Annotated in this window: 17 protein-coding genes; 8 read left to right on the top strand and 9 right to left on the bottom strand. The window is 63.0% G+C overall.

From position 1 onward, the window contains the following. Nucleotides 1-6: 6 nt before the first annotated feature. The 3 genes from NG898_RS05890 to NG898_RS05880 are packed head-to-tail and all read right to left on the bottom strand — an operon-like array spanning nt 7 to nt 2430. Nucleotides 7-450 carry an acyl-CoA thioesterase gene (locus NG898_RS05890; protein ID WP_252691469.1) on the bottom strand — a complete coding sequence of 148 codons (444 nt, stop codon included), beginning with the start codon at nt 448-450 and terminating at the stop codon, nt 7-9. 58 nt (nt 451-508) lie between these two features. Then, nucleotides 509-1426, bottom strand: a complete 918-nt coding sequence (locus tag NG898_RS05885; RefSeq protein WP_252691468.1) for a DMT family transporter — start codon at nt 1424-1426, stop codon at nt 509-511. Beyond that, nucleotides 1423-2430 carry a histone deacetylase family protein gene (locus tag NG898_RS05880; RefSeq protein WP_252691467.1) on the bottom strand — a complete coding sequence of 336 codons (1008 nt, stop codon included), beginning with the start codon at nt 2428-2430 and terminating at the stop codon, nt 1423-1425. The genes NG898_RS05885 and NG898_RS05880 overlap by 4 nt, the downstream gene beginning before the upstream one ends. A gap of 356 nt (nt 2431-2786) precedes the next feature. On the opposite strand from NG898_RS05880, the gene NG898_RS05875 reads away from it, so the two are divergent. Further along, complete coding sequence (locus NG898_RS05875; protein WP_024975535.1) at nt 2787-3368, top strand: phasin family protein; 582 nt, start codon at nt 2787-2789, stop codon at nt 3366-3368. A 338-nt stretch (nt 3369-3706) separates the two neighbouring features. Beyond that, nucleotides 3707-4267 (top strand): hypothetical protein, encoded by a 561-nt coding sequence (locus NG898_RS05870; RefSeq protein WP_252691466.1) that lies wholly within the window; start codon nt 3707-3709, stop codon nt 4265-4267. A 110-nt stretch (nt 4268-4377) separates the two neighbouring features. On the opposite strand, the gene lpdA is transcribed toward NG898_RS05870, so the two are convergent. The 4 genes from lpdA to aceE form a co-directional block, all read right to left on the bottom strand. Then, nucleotides 4378-6159, bottom strand: coding sequence for a dihydrolipoyl dehydrogenase (gene lpdA / locus NG898_RS05865; RefSeq protein WP_252691465.1), 1782 nt, complete (start codon nt 6157-6159; stop codon nt 4378-4380). Nucleotides 6160-6217: 58 nt separating this feature from the next. Next, a complete protein-coding gene (locus NG898_RS05860) occupies nt 6218-6790 on the bottom strand; it encodes an Ntn hydrolase family protein (protein ID WP_252691464.1) in 573 nt (190 codons plus the stop codon). 105 nt (nt 6791-6895) lie between these two features. Continuing rightward, entirely contained in the window at nt 6896-8569 is a 1674-nt protein-coding gene (gene aceF, locus NG898_RS05855; protein ID WP_252691463.1) for a dihydrolipoyllysine-residue acetyltransferase, read from the bottom strand. Nucleotides 8570-8718: 149 nt separating this feature from the next. After that, nucleotides 8719-11409, bottom strand: coding sequence for a pyruvate dehydrogenase (acetyl-transferring), homodimeric type (gene aceE, locus NG898_RS05850; protein ID WP_252691462.1), 2691 nt, complete (start codon nt 11407-11409; stop codon nt 8719-8721). A 364-nt stretch (nt 11410-11773) separates the two neighbouring features. Here aceE and NG898_RS05845 point away from each other — a divergent pair, with 364 nt between their 5' ends. The 6 genes from NG898_RS05845 to hpaR all read left to right on the top strand — a co-directional run bounded on the left by NG898_RS05845 (nt 11774) and on the right by hpaR (nt 19586). After that, nucleotides 11774-14302 carry a PAS domain S-box protein gene (locus NG898_RS05845; protein ID WP_252691461.1) on the top strand — a complete coding sequence of 843 codons (2529 nt, stop codon included), beginning with the start codon at nt 11774-11776 and terminating at the stop codon, nt 14300-14302. Nucleotides 14303-14341: 39 nt separating this feature from the next. Further along, nucleotides 14342-14977 (top strand): response regulator transcription factor, encoded by a 636-nt coding sequence (locus tag NG898_RS05840; protein WP_024975528.1) that lies wholly within the window; start codon nt 14342-14344, stop codon nt 14975-14977. Between the two features lie 94 nt (nt 14978-15071). Further along, nucleotides 15072-15941, top strand: coding sequence for a bifunctional methylenetetrahydrofolate dehydrogenase/methenyltetrahydrofolate cyclohydrolase FolD (gene folD / locus NG898_RS05835; RefSeq protein WP_009240794.1), 870 nt, complete (start codon nt 15072-15074; stop codon nt 15939-15941). A 94-nt stretch (nt 15942-16035) separates the two neighbouring features. Next, a complete protein-coding gene (locus tag NG898_RS05830) occupies nt 16036-18150 on the top strand; it encodes a M3 family metallopeptidase (protein ID WP_252691460.1) in 2115 nt (704 codons plus the stop codon). Between the two features lie 149 nt (nt 18151-18299). Beyond that, entirely contained in the window at nt 18300-19109 is an 810-nt protein-coding gene (gene xth / locus NG898_RS05825) for an exodeoxyribonuclease III (RefSeq protein ID WP_252691459.1), read from the top strand. 12 nt (nt 19110-19121) lie between these two features. Further along, on the top strand, nt 19122-19586 hold the full coding sequence (gene hpaR / locus NG898_RS05820) for a homoprotocatechuate degradation operon regulator HpaR (RefSeq protein ID WP_252691458.1): 465 nt from the start codon (nt 19122-19124) through the stop codon (nt 19584-19586). A gap of 6 nt (nt 19587-19592) precedes the next feature. Here hpaR and hpaI read toward each other — a convergent pair whose 3' ends face one another. Then, nucleotides 19593-20396 (bottom strand): 4-hydroxy-2-oxoheptanedioate aldolase, encoded by an 804-nt coding sequence (hpaI, locus tag NG898_RS05815; RefSeq protein WP_252691457.1) that lies wholly within the window; start codon nt 20394-20396, stop codon nt 19593-19595. 37 nt (nt 20397-20433) lie between these two features. Next, nucleotides 20434-21237, bottom strand: a complete 804-nt coding sequence (hpaH, locus tag NG898_RS05810; RefSeq protein WP_252691456.1) for a 2-oxo-hept-4-ene-1,7-dioate hydratase — start codon at nt 21235-21237, stop codon at nt 20434-20436.

The following is a 21237-nucleotide window of genomic DNA, read 5'->3' as shown; positions in this document are numbered from 1 at the left end:
AAAATTTCAAGCAGTGATATTGGAGGCAAGCGGCTCGAGCACAGCACGCAGTGCACCCGGCAGCGCCACCGGCCGACGCGTTTCGCGGTCAACGTAGACGTGCACGAAATGGCCCTGCGCTGCGGCCTCTTGCGCGTCGCCGCGGAACAAGCCTACCTCATAGCGCACGCTCGTATTGCCAAGGCGCGCAACGCGCAGCCCAGCCACAACCGGGTCGGGAAACGACAACGGCGCGAAGTAATTGCATTGCGTCTCGATGACAAGGCCGATGGTGTCGCTGCGCTCGGGGTTCAGCACGCCCCGCTCAATCAGGTAGGCGTTCACCACGGTGTCGAAGTAGCTGTAATAGACGACGTTGTTGACGTGGCCGTAGACGTCGTTGTCCATCCAGCGCGTGGTGATGGTTTGGAAGTGGCGATAGTCGTCGCGCGTCTGGCGTGGCGTGCTCATGGGCAGCGGGCAGGTGGCGGTGGAAAGTGATCAGGATACGCCAGCCGCTGAGCCTCGGTCACTTGCGGATGACGAGCGCCACACCGCACGCGGCAATCACCATGCCCAACGCGGCGAGCGGCGGAAAACGTTCGCCAAACAGCGCCCAGGCCATCACAGCGGTCGTCGGCGGTGTGAGATACAGGAGCGACGTCACCTTTGTGGCCGCGCCTTTGCGGATCAGCACAAACAGCAGTGAGATCGCCCCAATCGACAGCGCCAGCACCGACCAGACCAGCGAGCCGATCATCGGCAGCGTCCAATGCACCTCACGCGTCTCAAACACAAACATGAACGGCAGACACAGCAGCGCCGATGCCCCGAACTGAATGCACGCCCCCATCCGCAGGTCGAACACCGGGCAATGGCGCTTTTGATACAGCGTGCCGACGGTGATCGACAGCAGCGCGCCCACGCAAAGCGCAAGCGTCGTCACGCCGACGCCCGCCAGATGCAGCTTGTTGGCCACGACCAGACCCACGCCGGCGATGCCGCAGAGCAATCCCAACCATTGGCGATTCGACACACGCTCGCCGCGCATTGATACATACAGCGCAGTCAGAATCGGCTGCATGCCGACGATCAGCGCCGTCATGCCTGCCGGCATGCCGAGCTTGACCGCTGCCCAGACGCCCGCCAGGTAGCCCCATTGCATCAGCAAGCCGGCCACAGCGATGTGGCCGACGGCCGCCCAGTCGGTTTCGCCTGTTCCGGCGTGGCGCGGCAGCGGTACGCGCGCAAGCCAGACCAGCGGCAGCAGGCACACCAGCACGCCCACGAAGCGTAAAAACAGGAACGTGATCGGCTCGGCGTACGGCATCCCGTACTTGGCCACGATAAAGCCCGTGCTCCAGATCAGCACGAACAGCCACGGCATGGCGACAAAAAACAGAGAGCCACGCGCTGAGGCTGGCGCGACGGAAGACGCTTGGGTCATGCGGAAAGCGGAAGAGAATTCGATGCGGCGGCGGCCTCGTCGCGAGCCGCCCAACGCTGTGCGTGCCGGGCAGCCAGCGCGATGGTCTGCGCGTGGACGGCCACGGTATCGTCGATATTGTTGCCGTAGCCGCCCGCCATGGTAACGGCAATCGGTATGCGCCGTTGATACGCGAAATCGAAGACTTCCTGGTCGCGCCGGGCCAAGCCCTGCAGCGTCAGTTTGAGCCGGCCGAGCCGATCGCCCTCGTGCGGATCCGCGCCGGCCAGATAGATCATCAACTGCGGCTTGAAGCGCCCAGCCAGGATGTCGAGTGCGCCGGTCAGCGCTTGCAAATAGTCTTCGTCGCCGCAGCCATCGTGCAGGCCGACGTCCAGGTCCGACGCCTCCTTGCGGAACGGGTAGTTTTTCTCGCCGTGCAGCGACAAGGTGAAAACGGTGGCGTCATCGCGCAGGATCGACGCCGTGCCGTTGCCCTGATGTACATCCAGATCAATGATGGCGACCGGAAAATCCGCCGGCGTCCTGCCTGATTGGCGCTGCATCCAGCGCGAGGCAATGGCTGCGTCATTAAATACACAGAATCCGCCGCCCTTTTCCGCGTAGGCGTGGTGCGTCCCGCCCGCCAGGTTGACAGCAATCCCATCCGCCAACGCGGCCTCGCTCGCGGCCATCGTGGCGCCGGCCGACCGGCGGCTGCGCTCCACCATTTCCGGCGACCAGGGAAAGCCGATTTCGCGCTGGCGCACCGGGTCAAGCCGACCGGCGCTTACCGCCTCAACATATTCGGGCGTGTGCGCCAGCAGCAACGCGTCGTCCTCGGCGCGCGGCGCTTCATGTAGGGACAACCCCGGCACGTCGGCCAAAACCCGTGCCCGCAGGTCGCTGTATTTGCGCATCGGAAACCGATGGCCCGGCGGCAGCGGCAAAACAAAATGGTCGGTGTAGAAGGCCCGCATGTGAATAACAAATCGCAACGCAACAAAAATGGCACTCGGGCGCATCCTAACCTACGCTGCACTCGTATGTTTTTTGAGACGGAATTACCGCCCGAAGTGGTCAAATGCATTTCACCTGCACCACGGACGCGCATTTTTCTGCCACAAAAAATTACGCCAAACGGTTGGTCGCGCAATTCCTGTGCACGAAAAATCAACGAATTCTGATTTTTGTGCGATGCACAAAGGACGCTTGACACTGGTTTGACATTCAACAACAATGAAATTGTTGCGATGCACCATCCCTAATTCATCGCGATGTCGCCTGGAAGGCCCGACGCTGACCGTCATGCTTTGTACATCTGGGCGATCTAAATTTTCATTTTGATTCCCCGACCCACCTTTGTATTTGGAGAGACAACATGCTGACTCAGGAACAGATCGCTGCGGCGCACAAGGCCAACCTGGAAACGTTCTTCGGCCTGACCAACAAGGCATTTGAAGGCGTCGAAAAGCTGGTCGAGCTGAACCTGCAAGTCGTCAAGGCTACCCTGGCCGAGAACGTCGAACACGCCAAGAAGGCGCTGACCGCTAAGGATGCTCAAGAGCTGCTGTCGGTGCAAACCGCCGCTGTGCAGCCGCTGGCTGAAAAGGTTCTGGCTTACAGCCGCCACCTGTACGAAATCGCTTCGGACACGCAAACCGAATTCAGCAAGGCTGCTGAAGTGCAAATCGCTGAAAACAGCCGCAAGCTGCAAGCGCTGGTCGACAACGTGTCGAAGAACGCTCCGGCCGGTTCGGAATCGGCAGTTGCCCTGGTGAAGTCGGCTCTGTCGGCTGCCAACAACGCCTACGACTCGGTGCAGAAGGCCACCAAGCAAGCCGTGGAACTGGCTGAAAGCAACTTCCACGCTGCTGCCAACGCCGCCAGCAAGGCAACCGCCCAAGCTTCGGCCCAAGCGCGCGCTGCTACCGGCAAGAAGTCGGCAACGACTGCTGCCTAAGCGCTAGGCTAGCGTAGTTACCCGGTTGTTCAAGCGGGCCTCCCTCGGGAGGCCCGTTTTGTTTTGGCCATCGAGCCACTCCTCCAAACACGTCGTTTGCGCGCATTTGCGCGGAACCGAAACGCACGCCCCGCGGTCCATTCCACCGTGTTCGTTAGATTGTCTCCTCGGTCCCGCTACCGAAACCTGTCCTCAGTGGTGATCAGTGGGTACCTTTAGCCCGGCTTCGGCCGGGTTTTTTATGTGCGCCTGAAACGTCTCTGCCCTTCAAATTGCGAACTTTGCAGGCGGCCGACGCTCCATTCTGTATTGCAGCCCACCGCCCCTCCCCCTTCCCAATGTCTCGCGAATCCCTCGCCAAGCGAAGTCTGATCGTCGCGGCTGCGCTCATCCTGCTGTTAGAAGAGTGGATCTGGAACGTCATGCAGCGGGCGACCGCTCGCTTGGTGGCCCACTCCTGGGTCCAAGCAGCGGAGCGAAAGTTGGCAGAACTGGAGCCTATCGAAGCTCTCTGCGCATTTGCCCTGCCTATGCTGGCGTTGCTGCCATTCAAGCTGGCGGCCGTCTACGTGCTCGCGCGGGGCCATCTCATTGCAGGCACCTTAGTTCTGGTCGCAGCGAAAATCGTCAGCACGGGGCTGGGTGTACGCATCTATGCCGCCGTGCGACCGCAATTGCACACGATCGCTTGGTATGCCCGCTGGGAATCCGCCTTCCTGGCTTGGAAGCAGCGCATGGTTGCCACTCTGCAGGCAACACCGACCTGGCAAGCCCTGCAGGTACGAATTGCCGTCTGGCGTGCCCGTCGACATGGGTTGTTACAACAGATATGGCGCCGCCTGATCGCAGCCCTGCGTCTGCTACGTCGGCATCGGCGTCCAGCTGAGCCTCGGCACTGACGCGCCGCCACATCGCCCCCCCAAAAAAAAGGGCCGCCCAATCGAGCGGCCCTTCCTTTTTGCCAGCCGGATTTTAGGGTGGCTCCTAAAACCTGACGGTTAATTGCATTTCAGCGCTTACGGGCGGGCGGCACGTCCGTGCAAACGCCTTCGTAGATTTCTGCAGCCATCCCCACCGATTCACCCAACGTCGGATGCGGGTGGATAGTCTTGCCGATATCCACGGCATCTGCGCCCATCTCGATGGCCAAGCAAATTTCGCCGATGAGATCGCCTGCATGCGTTCCAACGATGCCGCCACCGATGATGCGGTGGGTTTCCTCGTCGAAGATCAGCTTGGTGAAGCCCTCGTCACGGCCGTTGGCAATCGCGCGGCCCGATGCAGCCCAGGGGAACACGCCCTTGCCGTACTTGATGCCTTGCGCCTTGCACTGGTCTTCGGTCAGGCCTGCCCACGCTACTTCCGGATCGGTATAGGCGACCGACGGAATCTGCTTGGCGTCGAAATACGCCTTCTCGCCGTGCGCAGCTTCGGCCGCCACGTGGCCTTCGTGCACGGCCTTGTGTGCCAGCATCGGTTGACCCACGATGTCGCCGATCGCGAAGATGTGCGGCACATTCGTGCGCTGCTGCTTGTCCACTTCGATGAAGCCGCGGTCGGTTACGGCCACGCCGGCCTTTTCCGCGCCGATGCGCTTGCCGTTCGGAGCACGACCCACGGCCACCAGCACCGTGTCATAGCGTTGCGGCTCAGCCGGTGCAGCTTCGCCTTCAAACTTGACGTAGATGCCGTCCGGCTTGGCTTCCACTCCGACCGTCTTGGTCTTGAGCATGACCTTGTCGAAGCGACCCTTATTCATCTTGTCCCACACCTTGACGAGGTCGCGATCAGCGCCCTGCATCAGGCCGTCGAGCATTTCCACCACGTCGATGCGGGCGCCCAGCGTGCTGTACACCGTGGCCATTTCCAGGCCGATGATGCCGCCACCGATGACCAGCATCTTGGCCGGCACTTCGCGCAGCTCCAGCGCGCCGGTGGAATCGACGATGCGCGGATCTTCCGGAATGAACGGCAGCTTCACGGCCTCGCTACCCGCAGCGATGATCGCCTTGGCGAAGCGGATGACCTTCTTCTCACCGGTGGTCGCTTTGCCAGCGCCATCCGTCAGCTGGACTTCCAGATGGTTCGGATCGAGGAACGTGCCGACGCCGCGCACGACCTGCACCTTGCGAGCCTTTGCCATGCCGGCCAGCCCGCCGGTCAGCTTGCCGATGACGGATTCCTTGTGCTTGCGCAGTTGGTTGATATCGACCGTGGGCTCGCTGTAGACAATGCCGTGCGCGGCCATGGCCTTGACTTCGTCCATGACTGCCACCGTGTGCAGCAGCGCCTTCGACGGGATACAACCCACGTTCAGGCAAACGCCGCCAAGCGTGGAGAAACGCTCCACCAGCACAGTGTTCATGCCCAGGTCCGCACTGCGGAAGGCTGCCGAGTAGCCGCCCGGGCCGGAGCCCAGGACGAGCATGTCGCATTCGATGTCGGCGCCGCCGGCGTGCTTGGCAGCTTGCGGTGCGGGGGCCGACGCTGCAGGTGCGGCAGCAGGTGCAGCGGCCGGAGCCGGTGCTTGAGCAGGCGCCGGAGCCGCAGCCGCGCCAGCTTCCGCCGTTGCAATCACCGTGCCTTGGCTGACCTTGTCGCCCACCTTGATCTTGACTTCGACGATCTTGCCGGCCACATCCGACGGCACGTCCATGGTGGCCTTGTCGGTTTCCAGCGTAATCAGCGCCTGATCGACGGTGACGGCATCGCCCGCCTTCACCATCACTTCAATGACGTCCACGTCCTTGTAGTCGCCGATGTCCGGCACCTTGATTTCCACCACGCTCATTCCTGACTCCTTGTTCTTGTCGCCGGCACCCGGCATCGCCTGGGCCCGCTGACGCTTTTCAATCCTGCAGACGGACTGTGTGCACCTCGATCGGGCCGCCCGAACTCTTGTCGAACTCCACGCCTGCGGACACGCCCACCTGTGCAACGTCCGCCGCGGACTTGCCCGGCATATCAAATACCGCCGACATGGCTCCCAGCGCAAAGTTGCGCCCCGAACCGATGCCCCAGAAGCGGTCGAACGCAAACACCTCGCGGTACGAATACACGCCGTAGATGCCGGTTGCGTTGGCGATCAGACAGGTGATCTGCGACGACTCGTAGGGGTCGTCGTCGTCTTCCTTGGTGTTGACGAAATACTCGTCCTTGAGCTTTTCATGCACCTTGAGGAAGGTCCGGAAGACGTCGTCACGCGTGCCGAGGCGACACTCATCGGCCAGACCCGCCAGCAGACTCCGCATGACCGGGAAGTGGGCCGTCGTGCCCGCCAGCGCGATCAAAGAATCGCCCACCTGGAAGATCTTCTGGTTCTGCTCGTAGCCACGCGCCAGGCGCGTATCGCCGAACGTCACCAGTGAATCGGCCGCAATCGCCACTTCGCCGTCTTTCTTGACCACCACGCACGTCGTCATGTCGTCCTCGCCATCAGTCCACTGACCAGTCCGCCGACCGCTGCAAACCCAACCGGGCCGGCACGCACAGGCCCGAAGCCAGATGCGTGCCGCGCCCGCGTGGGCTTACAGGCTGACGCGGCGGAAGTCCGCCAGCACGCTGGCCAGATACGCGTTGAAGCGTGCAGCCTCCGCGCCGTCGATCACGCGGTGATCGTACGACAGCGACAGCGGCAGCGTCAGGCGCGGCACGAATTGCTTGCCGTCCCAAACGGGCTTCTGATAACCACGCGACAGGCCAAGGATGGCCACTTCCGGTGCGTTGATGATCGGCGTGAAGTTCGTGCCGCCAATACCACCCAGCGACGAAATCGAGAAGCAGCCGCCCTGCATCTGGTCCGGTTTGAGCTTGCCTTCGCGGGCCGCCTTCGACAGGTCGGCCATTTCCTTGGCGATGTCGATCAGGCCCTTCTTGTCCGCATCGCGGATCACCGGCACCACGAGCCCGTTGGGCGTATCGGCCGCAAAGCCGACGTGGAAGTACTGCTTGAAGACCAGGTTGTCGCCGTCCAGGCTCGCGTTGAAGGTCGGGAATTTCTTCAGCGCACCCACGACTGCCTTGATCACGAACGCCAGCATCGTGAATTTCACGCCGGCCTTTTCGTGGTCCTTGTTCATCTGCACACGGAAGGCTTCCAGCTCGGTGATGTCCGCTTCGTCGTTGTTGGTGACGTGCGGAATCATGACCCAGTTGCGGTGCAGGTTCGCGCCGGAAATCTTCTTGATACGCGACAGCGGCTTCGGATCGACCGGACCGAACTTGGTGAAGTCGACCTTCGGCCATGGCAGCAGGTTCAGCTCGCCACCGCCGGCCGGTGCACCCGCGGCAGCCTTGCCCGGTGCCGCGGCCTGACCGCTCATCACACCCTTGACGTAGCGCTGCACGTCTTCCTGCGTGATGCGATTCTTCGGACCTGTACCGCCCACGAGATTCACATTGACGCCCAGCTCACGCGCGTACTTGCGCACCGAGGGGCTGGCGTGGGCCGCCTTGCCGACCGTACCGACGGTGTCGGCGGTGTACGTAGCGGGCGCTGCGGCCGGAGCAGCTGCGGGCGCAGCCGCGGGAGCCGGGCTCGGTGCAGCGGCAGCCGGTGCGGGTGCCGGGGCTTGTGCGGGTGCGGGCGCAGCGGCGGCACCGCCAGCGCCTTCCAGCACGACGATCAGCGTGCCTTGCGACACGGCGTCGCCAACCTTCACGCGGATTTCCTTGACCGTGCCGGCAGCCGGCGACGGCACATCCATCGTGGCCTTGTCGGATTCGAGCGTAATCAGCGACTGCTCGGCTTCAACCTTGTCGCCCACCTTTACGCTGATCTCAATGACCGGTACGTCGGTGTAGTCGCCGATGTCCGGCACCTTCACCTCAACCGTACCGCCACCCGCAGCAGCCGGCGCAGGGGCCGGAGCTTGTGCGGCAGGTGCGGGCGCCGGCGCCGCAGCGGCCGGAGCCGGTGCGGGTGCCGCTTGAGGCGCCGGGGCGGGCGCGGCGGCAGCGCCCTGCTCTTCGAGCAGCAGCACCAGCGAGCCTTCCGACACGGTGTCACCCACCTTGATCTTCACTTCCTTGACGACGCCGCTCTTGGGCGAGGGCACGTCCATGGTCGCCTTGTCCGATTCCAGCGTAACCAGCGAATCTTCGGCGTTGACGGTATCGCCCGCCTTGACCAGCACTTCGATCACCGGGACGTCTTTGTAGTCGCCGATGTCCGGCACCTTGATTTCTACGACTTGACTCATTCTTCTGTCTCCAGAGGGTCTGGCGGCGAGAGCATCCGGCGGCGGACACGCGTTGCCCCGCAGGCTACCGCATCGTGCAGGCAAATGCACGTTGCGGGAAGTCTGTCGGGGCGGTGCCCGGCCGGACGCCCACGCGCCCGGCGGCTCCGTTATACGGTCATCGGGTTGGGCTTGTTCGGATCGAGGTTGTACTTCTTCAGTGCCTCGGCCACCTTTTCGCGCGGCAACACGCCTTCGTCGGCGAGCGCCTTGAGCGACGCGACCGTCACCCAGTAGCGGTCCACTTCGAAGAAGTGACGCAGCTTCTCGCGGGTATCCGAGCGACCGAAGCCGTCGGTGCCCAGCACCACGTAGCGACGCGGCACAAAGGCGCGGATCTGCTCGGCAAAAGTACGAACGTAGTCGGTCGAAGCGATGACCGGGCCGCGTGCGTTCTTGAGGAGCTTCTCGACGTGCGACTCGCGTTGCGGCTCGGTCGGGTTGAGCAGGTTCCAGCGTGCGATGGCGTTACCTTCGCGGGCCAGCTCGGTAAAGCTCGGGCAGCCCCACAGGTCGGATTCGACGCCCCAGTCCTTCTTGAGCAGATCCGCAGCGGCAATCACTTCACGGAAGATCGTGCCCGAACCCAGCAGTTGCACGCGCGGTGCGTTGCTGTTTTCGACGCCCTTCTTGAACTGGTACATGCCCTTGATGATGTCGCCCTCGACACCCGCCGGCATTTCGGGGTGCTCGTAGTTTTCGTTCATCACCGTCAGGTAGTAATAGACGTCTTCCTGCTCGACATACATGCGACGCAGGCCGTCTTGCATCACCACCGCCAGTTCGTACTGGAAGGTCGGGTCATACGAGATGCAGTTCGGGATGGCAGCGTGGTACACGTGCGAGTGGCCGTCTTCGTGCTGCAGGCCTTCGCCGTTCAGCGTGGTACGGCCAGCAGTACCGCCCAGCAGGAAGCCGCGCGAGCGCATGTCGCCAGCGGCCCAGCAGAGGTCGCCAATACGCTGGATGCCGAACATCGAGTAGTAGATGTAGAACGGGATCATCGCCACACCATGCGTCGAATACGACGTGGCGGCAGCAATCCAGTCGCACATGGCACCAGCTTCGTTGATGCCTTCCTGCAGCACCTGACCCGTCTGCGATTCCTTGTAGAACATCAGTTGGTCGTGATCCTGCGGCACGTACTTCTGGCCTTCCTGGTTCCAGATACCGACCTGACGGAACAGACCTTCCATGCCGAACGTACGCGACTCATCCGGCACGATGGGCACGACGTGCTTACCGACGTTCTTGTCCTTCAGCAGGATGTTCAGAATGCGCACGAAGGCCATCGTCGTGGACACTTCGCGGCCTTCGCCGGTGGCCTTGAGCAACGCGTCGAACGCAGCCAGCGCGGGAATCTGCAGCGCGTCGGCCTTCTGGCGGCGAGCCGGCAGGTAGCCGCCCAGGTCCATGCGAGCCTTGCGCATGTATTCGAGTTCCTTCGAGCCTTCTTCGAACTTGACGTACGGAACGTGCTCGAGCTGGTCGTCGGCAACCGGAATGTTGAAGCGATCACGCAGCTTGCGGATAGCGTCCACCGGCATCTTCTTCTGCTGGTGGGCGATGTTCATCGCTTCGCCGGCCTCACCCATGCCATAGCCCTTGATGGTCTTGGCGAGAATGACGGTCGGCTGGCCCTTGTGATTGCTCGCCGATTGGAACGCCGCGTAGATCTTGTGCGGATCATGACCGCCGCGGTTCAGCGCCCAGATGTCGTCGTCGGACCAATCGGCCACCATGGCCTTGAGCTCCGGCGTGTTGAAGAAGAACTCGCGCACATAAGCGCCGCTCTTCGACTTGAAGGTCTGGTATTCGCCGTCGACGCATTCCATCATGCGGCTCATCAGCAGGCCCTTCGTGTCGCGGGCAAGCAGTTGATCCCAGCGGCTGCCCCAGATGACCTTGATGACGTTCCAGCCAGCGCCGCGGAATTCCGATTCCAGTTCTTGAATGATCTTGCCGTTACCGCGTACCGGACCGTCCAGGCGCTGCAGGTTGCAGTTGATCACGAAGACGAGGTTGTCCAGCTTTTCACGGCCGGCCATGCCGATCGCGCCCAGCGATTCCGGCTCGTCGGTTTCGCCATCGCCCAGGAAGGCCCAGACCTTGCGGTTTTCCCAGTTCTGGATCAGGCCGCGGCTGGCCAGGTACTTGGTGAATCGCGCCTGGTAGATCGCCATGATCGGGCCGAGGCCCATCGACACGGTCGGGAATTGCCAGAAATCCGGCATCAGCCACGGGTGCGGATACGATGAGATGCCCTTGCCGTCGACTTCCTGACGGAAGCTGTCGAGTTGTTCCTCGCTCAGACGGCCCAGCAGGAAGGCGCGCGAATACACGCCCGGCGCCGAGTGGCCCTGCACGAAGACCATGTCGCCGCCGTGCTTGTCCGACGGGGCATGCCAGAAGTGGTTGTAGCCGACGTCATACAGCGTGGCCGCCGAAGCGAACGACGAGATGTGGCCGCCGACGTTGGTGTCCTTGTTCGCACGCAGCACCATCGCCATGGCGTTCCAGCGCGTATACGAGCGAATGCGGTGCTCGATTTCCTGGTTGCCAGGAATGCGGTCCTGGTTCTCGACCGGGATCGTATTGATATAGGGGGTTTCTGCGTGCAGCGGAGACGTCACGCCGTTAATGCGTGCGTATTCGATCTGCTTGTCGAGGAGGAACGCCGCACGTTGCGGGCCTTCCGCGCCGATGACGCCTTGCAGCGCCTCCAGCCATTCCTTGGTTTCCTGGGGATCAGCGTCGCTGGCGCTCGTGGCACCCAGGACTTGTTCTGGTACGGCCGACATGGCGGTCTCCTTGGTAGCAGTAACGGTAGTTGCGTCTCTTGTGAGGCACCCCACCTGCCACGCGCGTCCGCACGCACGCAGGGAGCCACCCCGACTTTTGCGCTGATTCTATGGGCACCGGCAAACGCAGCACAAGCGGAATTTTCAAATTGCGATATGGTTTTTTATAATGTGGAATATTGCCGCAACGCAAAACAAACCACTTTTGACATTGCACTGCAGCATTTTTCGAGCGATCCAGACAGCTCACCAAGCGGTTTCCCCAAGCGACCCGCAAGTTGATTGCCGTTACACTTAGTTTTGCGCAGTTGCACAGATGCCCACTCCTTTACCTCCGCAGAATTCCGGCGTTCGTCCGCCCATCATGCTTGCCCCCTCCCACGCTTCGCAGGACCCGGCCACCAAGCCCGAGCCGTCAACGCCTGCTGCGCCTGCGCCCATTTCCGCAAACGCGTCTGAATTGCCTTCAGACGAAATCGTGCGCCCGAACATGCCCCGCCGCCTGTGGCTGACGCGCCTGGGGCGGCTGTGGTCGACCAACTGGTTCATGTTCATCCCGCTGGTGGCAATCGTCCTGTTTGCCGGCGCGATGATTTTCATCCTGTATCAGTTGCACGCTACCGAGGTGCAGCAGCAGCGCGATGCCCTCTATCGAGATGCCGCTTGGGCCGAGCAGAAGGTGCGCCTGTCGCTGCAAAGCAATCAGGATCAAGTGGCCGCCCTGGCGCGCGATATCGGTGCCGCGCAGCTTGATCCGAGCGCCTACCGCGATGCCGCCCGCCAGCTCTTGCGCGAGAACCCTGAACTCGTCTTCATCAACTGGCTCGATGCCACGCGCCGCCCGCGCTGGGCGTTCCCGGCCACTTCCGAGTTCACCGCGCGCGTGCGCGAAACGCGCGACCATCCGCTGGAGCCCGAAATCCAGTCTGCCTACGACGCCGCCCGTGAAACGCAGCGCGCCGTCTATTCCCGCCCCATCCAGAACGAGCGCGGCGAAAGCTTCATGCTCATGGAAGTGCCGATCGTGCGCGACAACGAATTCCTGGGCACGGTGGGCGCCATGTATTCGGTCACGGGCATCCTCACGCAGCTGCTGCCGGGCGAGTTGACCGACCGCTATCGGTTTTCGCTGGTCGACAAGAACAACGTGATCCGCGCGAGCACTTCGTTGCGGCCAGTGCCCAAGGCCGCCGCGTCGTATGAAGTGCTGCTGGATCCGCCGGGGCATTCGCTGTCGCTGCGTGCCGAGGCGTATCCGGCACCGTCCAACCTGCCCAACAACATGCTGATGTGGCTGGTGGCCGGCCTGTCGTGCTTCGTGATCTGGAGCCTGTGGAGCGTATGGCGCCACACCAGCCGCCGCTCGGAGGCGCAGCGCGCATTGCTGGCGGAGACGTCGTTCCGCCGCGCTATGGAGAACTCCATGGTGATCGGCATGCGCTCGCTCGACCTCAACGGCCGCATCACCTATGTGAACCCCGCGTTCTGCCGCATGATCGGCTGGACGGAGGCCGAATTGGTCGGCCGCATGCCGCCGTTCCCGTATTGGCCGCCCAATGAGATCGGCGAGATGCAGAAGCACATCGAGCTGACCCTGCGCGGCAAGGCGCCGGCCAACGGCATGGAATTGCGCATGATGCGCCGCGACGGCACGAGTTTCTATGCGCGGATGTACGTCTCGCCGCTGATCGATGCACGCGGCCGGCACACGGGGTGGATGAGCTCCATCACGGACATCACCGAGCCCAAGCGCGCCCGCGAAGACCTGGCCGCCGCGCACGACCGCTTCACCACGGTGCTTGAGAGCCTGGACGCCGCCGTGTCGGTGCTCTCGACCGACAAGGCCGAGTTGCTGTTCGCCAACCGCTATTACCGCCAGCTTTTTGGCTGGGAGGCGTTCGGCCACCTGCAGCTCTCCGGCAACGACGTCAACACGGAAGACGTTTCCAGCGATGCGCTCGACCTGGTGGACGCTTACGCTGGCCTGCCCGCCTCCGAACTGACGCCGCACGCGGCAGATGCGCGGGAAATCTACGTGCCGTCGATGCAGAAATGGTTTGAAGTGCGGCGCCGCTACATTCAGTGGGTCGACGGCCATCTTGCGCAGATGCAGATCGCCACCGACATCACCGTGCGCAAAGCCGCTGAAGAGATGACGCGCCAGCACGAAGAGCGTCTGCAGTTCACTAGCCGTCTGACGACGATGGGCGAAATGGCCTCGTCGCTCGCTCACGAACTGAACCAGCCGCTCGCTGCTATCAACAACTACTGCATGGGTGCGGTCGGCCGCCTGAAGTCGGGGCGCAGCACGCCGGAAGAGTTGATTCCGGTGCTGGAAAAGACCTCCGCCCAGGCCGTGCGTGCCGGCACCATCATCCAGCGCATCCGCGGCTTCGTGAAACGCAGCCAGCCGCAGCGGCGCGAATCCGACCTGCGCGACATCGTCGCCGACGCCGTGGGCTTGGCCGAACTGGAGGCCACTCGGCGCGGCATCACCATCCTCACGCGCCTGCCGGGCGACCTGCCGCATCTGTACGTCGATCCGGTGCTGATCGAGCAGGTGCTCGTCAATCTCCTCAAGAATGCCGCCGAAGCCATGGCCGCCCACCCGCGCCTGCGCGCCGCCAGCGTCCTGCGCCTGCACGCCAACCTGATCAACGACCCGGAAAATTCCGTGCTGATCGAAGTGATCGACCAGGGCCCGGGCGTGGACGACAGCACCAAGGAGCGGCTGTTCGAGCCGTTCTTCAGTACAAAATCCGACGGCATGGGGATGGGGCTGAATATCTGCCGCTCCATCATAGAATCCCACCTCGGCAGGCTCTGGGTAGAAAACAACGCCGATGGCATCGGCTGTACGTTTAAAATCATCCTGCCGCTGAATCCGCTGTAATCGTTTTTAAAACATAGAACGTAGACCGAGGACTCCTCCATGAGCACAACGCCCGCCGCAGTTGCGCCGCGCAACGAAACCGTGTTCGTCGTCGATGACGATGAAGCCATGCGTGATTCGTTGACGTGGCTGCTCGAAGGCAACGGCTACACCGTCCGCACCTATCGCAGTGCCGAAGAATTCCTGGTCGACGACAAACGTGGCGAAGGCGTCGGCTGCCTGATCCTCGACGTGCGCATGCAGGGCATGAGCGGCCCCGAACTGCAGGATCGCCTGCTGGCCGAAAACAGCCGCATGCCGATCGTTTTCGTCACAGGCCACGGCGACGTGCCGATGGCCGTGTCGACCATGAAGAAAGGCGCGGTGGACTTCATTGAAAAGCCGTTCGACGAATCCGAACTGCGCGAGCTGGTTGAACGCATGCTCAGCAAGGCCCGCAGCGAAGACTCGGTCGCCCGCGAGCAAAAGGCCGCCAAGGACCTGCTCGGCCGCCTGACCACACGCGAGCAGCAAGTCCTGGAGCGCATCGTCGCTGGCCGCCTGAACAAGCAGATTGCCGACGATCTGGGCATTTCCATCAAGACGGTGGAAGCGCACCGCGCCAACATCATGGAAAAGCTCAACGTGAACACGGTGGCAGACCTGCTGCGCCTGGCCCTGTCGCGCAACGCCTAATTGGCCGCAGGGACGGCAAAGTGTTCATCAGGGCGGCTGGAAGGAAGGCGGCGATTTATAATCGCGGTTTGCCCTCTCCCTCCTCCGCCCAGCCATGACCGCCCAACTCATTGACGGCAACGCGCTTGCCAAACAACTCCGCGCCGAGGCCGCACAACGCGCCGCCGCCCTGACCGCGCGTGGCCACCAGCCCGGCCTCGCCGTCATCCTCGTCGGCGAAGACCCGGCCAGCCAGGTCTATGTGCGCAACAAGATCAAGGCGTGCGAAGACAACGGCTTCCTGTCCAGCTTCGACCGCTACCCCGCTGACCTGTCCGAAGCCGACCTGCTCGGCCGCATCGACGCGCTGAACCGCGACCCGCGCATCCACGGCATCCTGGTCCAATTGCCGCTGCCCAAGCACATCGACAGCCACAAGGTGCTCGAAGCCATCGCGCCTGAAAAGGACGTCGATGGTTTCCACGTGGCCAATGCCGGCGCGCTGATGACGGGCGCCCCGCTGTTCCGCCCGTGCACGCCATACGGCTGCATGAAGATGCTGGAATCGATCAACTACCCGGTGCGCGGCGCCAATGCGGTGGTGGTCGGCGCCTCGAACATCGTCGGCAAGCCGATGGCGATGCTGCTGCTCCAGGCCGGCGCCACCATCACCATCTGCAACAGCAAGACGCGCGATCTGGCCGCGCACACGCGTGAGGCCGACATCATCGTGGCCGCCGTGGGCCGCCGCAACATCATCACCGCCGACATGGTCAAGCCGGGCGCCGTCGTCATCGACGTGGGCATGAACCGCGACGATGCCGGCAAGCTGTGCGGCGACGTCGACTTTGCCGGCGTCAAGGAAGTCGCTGGCTACATCACCCCGGTGCCGGGCGGTGTCGGCCCGATGACGATCACCATGCTGCTGATCAACACCCTGGAAGCCGCCGAGCGCGCTGCTGAAGGAGCCGCTCTGGCGGCGTAAGCTTCACCCTGATCCAGTTGGAAACGGAAAAAGCGTCCCCACCTCTTGGATCGGACGCTTTTTTTGTCCCCCGAATTTTTCTACCGAGCCCGCCATGACCGATATTTCGCCCAAGGTTGCCACCCCGGCCAACAATCCGCTGCTCGATTTTTCTGGTCTGCCGCGCTTTGCGGACATCCGCCCCGAACACATCACGCCGGCTGTCGACGTGCTCCTTGAGCGCGCTGCCTCGGCGGTGGCGCAGGTCAAAGACCCGGCCACGCCTGTCAGTTGGAACACCGTCGTTACCGCACTGGAAGACGCGACCGAGCCGCTGGGCCGCGCCTGGGGCATCGTCAGCCACCTGAGCGCCGTCGCCGACACGCCGGAGCTGCGTGAGGCCCACGCCGCCAACCTGCCGCGCGTGACCGAATTCTGGTCGGGCCTGGGTCAGGATCTTGAACTATTCGAGAAGTACAAGTCGATTGCCGACAGCGCGGAATACGCCACGCTGTCGCCCGCGCGCAAGAAGCTGCTTGAGAACGAACTTCGCGGTTTCCGCCTGGGCGGGGCAGAGCTGCCCGAAGACCAGAAACCGCGCTTTGCCGCCATTCAGGAGCAGCAGGCGCAACTGACCAAGGCGTTCAGCGACCACGTCCTGGATGCGACCAACGCCTACGCGCTCGTCATCGACGATGAAGCGCGGCTCGCCGGCCTGCCCGACGACGCCAAGCAGGCGGCACAGGAAGCGGCTCGACGCGACAATCCCGACGCGACGGGCTGGAAGTTCTCGCTGCATTTCCCGTCGTACTTCCCGGTGCTGCAATACGCAGACGATCGCGCGCTGCGCCGCACGCTGTACGAAGCCAACGTCACGCGCGCATCCGAACTTGGCGCCCAATACGGCGGCGGCAAGGCCGAATGGGACAACACCGCCAACATGGCTGAACAGCTCACGCTGCGCACTGAAGAAGCGCACATGCTCGGCTATCGCAATTTCGGCGAGGTGTCGCTCGTGCCGAAGATGGCCGATTCGCCCGAAGACGTGCTGCGCTTCCTGGGTGAGCTGGCCGACCGCGCCCGTCCGTTTGCCGAGAAGGATTGGGAAGAGCTGCAGGCCTTTGCCAAAACCACGCTCGGCATCGACAAGCTCGAACCGTGGGACATGGCCTACGCCTCGGAAAAGCTGCGCGAGGCACGCTACGCATTCTCCGAGCAGGAGGTGAAGCAGTATTTCCCGGAACCCGCCGTGCTGGATGGCCTGTTCAATGTCGTGCAAACGCTGTTCTCGGTGAAGATCCAGCCGGAGGCGGCTGAGGTATGGCACCCGGACGTACGCTTCTTCCGCGTCGAATCTGCCCAGGGCGAATTGCTCGCACAGTTCTACATCGACCTGTACGCGCGCGAAGGCAAGCGTGGCGGCGCGTGGATGGACGACGCGCGCGGCCGCAAGCTGCTGGGCGAAGCAGGCGTGCAAACCCCGGTGGCCTACCTCACCTGCAACTTCTCCGGCCCGGTCGGCAACAAGCCCGCGCTGTTCACCCACGACGAGGTGATCACCCTCTTCCACGAGTTCGGCCACGGCCTGCACCACATGCTCACACAGGTGGATGAGCTGGGCGTCTCGGGCATCAACGGCGTGGAATGGGATGCGGTGGAGCTGCCGTCGCAGTTCATGGAGAACTTCTGCTGGGAATGGGAAGTGCTCTCGCGCATGACGCGCCACGTGAATTCCGGCGAGCCGCTGCCGCGCAAGCTGTACGACAGCATGCTGGCCGCGAAGAACTTCCAGAACGGCATGGCGACGCTGCGCCAGATTGTGTTCTCGACGTTCGACATGCACCTGCATACGGACTTCGACCCCAAGGGCACGACGTCGGTGCTGGAGCTGTCGCGCCAGATCAACAATCGCTTCCACGTGGTGCCGCAGGCCGAGCTGTCGCGCTGGCCGAACACGTTCAGCCACATCTTTGCGGGTGGCTATGCGGCGGGTTACTACAGCTACAAGTGGGCCGAGGTGCTATCGGCAGATGCCTACGCGGCGTTTGAAGAAGCCAGCAAGCTGGGCGGCTCGGTGCTCGATGCGGAAACCGGCGCACGCTATCGCCGTGAAGTGCTGGCCGTGGGTGGCAGCCGCCCGGCCATCGAATCGTTTACGGCTTTCCGCGGCCGCGCCCCTAGCATCGATGCACTGCTGCGTCATGGCGGCATGATGGTGGAAGCCGCGTAAGGACTGCTGCGCCAGCCGTGACAACGCCGCTTCGTGCCAACGCCGAAGCGGCGTTTTTCATTCGAGCCCGCAGCGCTTGATGGCACAATATCGCACCCCTGAACGGCGCCAAACTGTGCGCCGTCGCCATTTGCAAGGACCGAGCCCTCATGCGCGTAGCAACTTGGAACGTTAACTCTTTGAAGGTCCGCCTACCGCACGTGCTGCAATGGCTGGGCGAGCGCGAAGCCGACGCCACGCCGATCGACCTGCTCTGCCTGCAGGAACTCAAGCTGCCCGATGACCGTTACCCCCTGGCCGAGCTGGACGCCGCCGGCTATGCGTCGTTGTTCACGGGGCAGAAGACGTACAACGGTGTCGCCATCCTCGCGCGCAAGGCGTCGGTGCCTGAAGGCCGCGATGTGGTGAAGAACATCCCTGGTTTTGCCGACGAGCAGCAGCGCATCGTAGCCGCCACATACGACGTCGACGGCGGCCCGGTGCGCGTGATTTCTGCCTACATTCCGAACGGGCAGGCGCTCGATTCCGACAAGTTCGCCTACAAGCTGCGCTGGCTGGAGGCACTGCAGGCGTGGCTGACGAGCGAGATGGCAGCAAACCCGCGACTGATGCTGCTGGGCGATTTCAACATCGCTCCCGAAGACCGCGATGTGCACGACCCCAAAAAGTGGGAGGGTCAGAACCTGGTGTCGCCGGAAGAGCGGGCGGCGTTTCGAGCGATGCAAGGCGCTGGGCTGGTCGATGCGTTTCGCATGTTTGAGCAGGAAGACAAACTGTTCTCATGGTGGGATTACCGCATGTTCGGCTTCAAGCGCAACGCCGGCCTCCGGATCGACCACATCATGCTGTCGCCGGAACTCGCCAAGCTGTGCGAGTCGTGCCATATCGACCGCGTGCCGCGCACGTGGGAGCAGCCATCAGACCACACGCCCGTGGTCGCCGCTTTGCGCCGCGCATAAGGAGCGCCCCGCATGGCTTCTGCCTTCAAACACCGCAATCTCCCACATCTGCTGCTGCGCGCCCGTGAGACCTTCATGGCGCGCTTTCGGCCGATCCTGCGCGAGCACGGCATTACCGAGCAGCAATGGCGCGTGCTGCGTACGCTCAACGATACCGGCGACATGGAGCCCAACCAGCTCGCCGATGCGTGCCTGATCCTGAGCCCGAGCCTGACGCGCATGCTGGCCGCGATGGAACAGTCCGAGATGATCGTGCGGACAAAGTCGTCGGTGGACCAGCGCCGGCAGGTGATTTCGCTCACGCCCAAGAGCCGTCAGTTTCTGGCCGACGTGGAGCCACAAGTGGATGCGGAGTATGCGCGCATCGAGGCGCAGCTTGGCCGCGCACGGCTGGACGCGCTTTACACCACCATCGACGAGTCGATCCACGTCATGGAAACACATGCGCCGATGGGGCGTTTCACAGGCGACGAGTAACGCCCGTCAATACACGCTGCCGGCCTGCGGCTTGGCAGCGTTCTCCCCCCTGAATGCCTGCGCCAGTTGTTCGGCGCTGCGCGCCAGCAGCGTGACATCCGTCCCGACCGCAACGAAGGTCGCTCCGAGCGACAGGTAATGCTTCGCCTGCGCCTGATCCGCTGACAGAATGCCCGCCGCCTTGCCGGACGCAACGATGCGTTGAATTGCGCCTTCGATCGTCTTGCGGACTTCTGGATGCCCCGGTGCGCCCAGATGCCCCATGGATGCCGCGAGATCGCCAGGGCCAATGAAGACGCCGTCGACGCCTTGCACGGCAAGAATCGCGTCGAGATGCTCCAGGCTCTCTGCAGTTTCGACCTGAATCAGCGTGCACATCTGTGCGTCGGCCTGGTGGAGGTAATCGTCTACGCGGTTCCAGCGCGATGCGCGAGCCAGCGCGCTGCCAACGCCGCGAATACCGTTCGGTGGATAGCGCATGGCTTCCACCGCCGCACGCGCCTCGTGGGCGTTCTGGACCATCGGCACGAGCAGCGTCTGCGCGCCGATATCCAGCAGCCGCTTGATCTCGACCGGATCGTTCCAGGCTGGCCGCACGATGGGATGCGAGGCATACGGCGCAACCGCCTGCAATTGCGCGAGCGTCGATTGCAGTTGATTGGGTGCATGCTCGTTGTCGATCAGCAGCCAGTCGAAGCCGGCGCCTGCGACGATCTCCGCCGGGTACGGATGCGTCATTGCAAGCCATAGGCCGATCTGCGGCCGGCGCTCGGCCAGCGCGCACTTGAAGTTGTTCACCGGGAGTTGCATCGCAAGTGCATCCTTTGAGCGTTAGACGGTTAGACGGTCAGACGAAATGACAGGCAATGCTGCCAAGCGGACCGTAGTCGCAATGGAATGTATCACCGGGCCGGGCAGGCACCGGCCTCGTGAACGATCCTCCAAGGATCACCTGCCCCGGCTCCAGCGCGACGCCATGCGGCGCCAGCTTGTTGGCCAGCCAGACGACACCGTTGGCCGGGTGGTTCAGCACGCCGGCTGCCACGCCTGTCTCTTCGATGACGGCGTTGCGTGAAAAGATGGCACTGACCCAGCGCAGGTCCACATCGCGCATGCGGATGGGACGGCCACCCATCACGACGCCGGCGTTCGCAGCGTTGTCGGCAATCGTGTCGAACACCTTGCGCGGGCGCCCGCTGTCGGGATCGATCGATTGCGAGCGCGCGTCGATGATCTCCAGCGCCGGTATCACGTGGTCCACCGCGTCGTACACGTCGAACAGCGTCACTTCCGGCCCTTCAAGTCGTTTACCGAGGACGAAGGCAAGTTCCACTTCCACACGCGGCACGATGAAGCGGCTAGCGGGAATCTCGCTTCCCTCGGAAAAGAACATGTCGTCGAGCAGCGCACCATAGTCCGGCTCGTCGATCTGTGAAGACTGCTGCATGGCGCGTGACGTCAATCCGATCTTGTGGCCCTTCAGACGCCGCCCTTCCGCCAGCTTCATCGCGACCCATTCGCGCTGGATGGCGTAGGCGTCATCGATGGTGATGTCGGGGTACTCAAGCGAAACCTGGCGAATCTGCTTACGGTCGATCTCGGCCTGGTGCAAGCGGCGCGCGATCGTCTGGATGGTCGTGGTGTCGAGCAT

It is taken from the genome of Ralstonia mojiangensis (assembly GCF_023955645.1).
Lineage (GTDB): Bacteria > Pseudomonadota > Gammaproteobacteria > Burkholderiales > Burkholderiaceae > Ralstonia > Ralstonia mojiangensis.
The sequence above is the reverse complement of the archived record's forward strand: the minus strand, read 5'-3'. Positions and strand labels throughout refer to the sequence as shown.

What these genes read in the sequence shown, in the direction of transcription:
- hpaR (WP_252691458.1), top strand. Translation starts at nt 19,122, where the DNA reads ATGGCTTCTGCCTTCAAACACCGCAATCTCCCACATCTGCTGCTGCGC.
- folD (WP_009240794.1), top strand. Translation starts at nt 15,072, where the DNA reads ATGACCGCCCAACTCATTGACGGCAACGCGCTTGCCAAACAACTCCGC.
- aceE (WP_252691462.1), bottom strand. Translation starts at nt 11,409, where the DNA reads ATGTCGGCCGTACCAGAACAAGTCCTGGGTGCCACGAGCGCCAGCGAC.
- NG898_RS05885 (WP_252691468.1), bottom strand. Translation starts at nt 1,426, where the DNA reads ATGACCCAAGCGTCTTCCGTCGCGCCAGCCTCAGCGCGTGGCTCTCTG.
- aceF (WP_252691463.1), bottom strand. Translation starts at nt 8,569, where the DNA reads ATGAGTCAAGTCGTAGAAATCAAGGTGCCGGACATCGGCGACTACAAA.
- NG898_RS05880 (WP_252691467.1), bottom strand. Translation starts at nt 2,430, where the DNA reads ATGCGCCCGAGTGCCATTTTTGTTGCGTTGCGATTTGTTATTCACATG.
- NG898_RS05890 (WP_252691469.1), bottom strand. Translation starts at nt 450, where the DNA reads ATGAGCACGCCACGCCAGACGCGCGACGACTATCGCCACTTCCAAACC.
- NG898_RS05870 (WP_252691466.1), top strand. Translation starts at nt 3,707, where the DNA reads ATGTCTCGCGAATCCCTCGCCAAGCGAAGTCTGATCGTCGCGGCTGCG.
- NG898_RS05875 (WP_024975535.1), top strand. Translation starts at nt 2,787, where the DNA reads ATGCTGACTCAGGAACAGATCGCTGCGGCGCACAAGGCCAACCTGGAA.
- NG898_RS05860 (WP_252691464.1), bottom strand. Translation starts at nt 6,790, where the DNA reads ATGACGACGTGCGTGGTGGTCAAGAAAGACGGCGAAGTGGCGATTGCG.
- hpaH (WP_252691456.1), bottom strand. Translation starts at nt 21,237, where the DNA reads ATGCTCGACACCACGACCATCCAGACGATCGCGCGCCGCTTGCACCAG.
- lpdA (WP_252691465.1), bottom strand. Translation starts at nt 6,159, where the DNA reads ATGAGCGTGGTGGAAATCAAGGTGCCGGACATCGGCGACTACAAGGAC.
- NG898_RS05840 (WP_024975528.1), top strand. Translation starts at nt 14,342, where the DNA reads ATGAGCACAACGCCCGCCGCAGTTGCGCCGCGCAACGAAACCGTGTTC.
- hpaI (WP_252691457.1), bottom strand. Translation starts at nt 20,396, where the DNA reads ATGCAACTCCCGGTGAACAACTTCAAGTGCGCGCTGGCCGAGCGCCGG.
- NG898_RS05845 (WP_252691461.1), top strand. Translation starts at nt 11,774, where the DNA reads ATGCTTGCCCCCTCCCACGCTTCGCAGGACCCGGCCACCAAGCCCGAG.
- NG898_RS05830 (WP_252691460.1), top strand. Translation starts at nt 16,036, where the DNA reads ATGACCGATATTTCGCCCAAGGTTGCCACCCCGGCCAACAATCCGCTG.
- xth (WP_252691459.1), top strand. Translation starts at nt 18,300, where the DNA reads ATGCGCGTAGCAACTTGGAACGTTAACTCTTTGAAGGTCCGCCTACCG.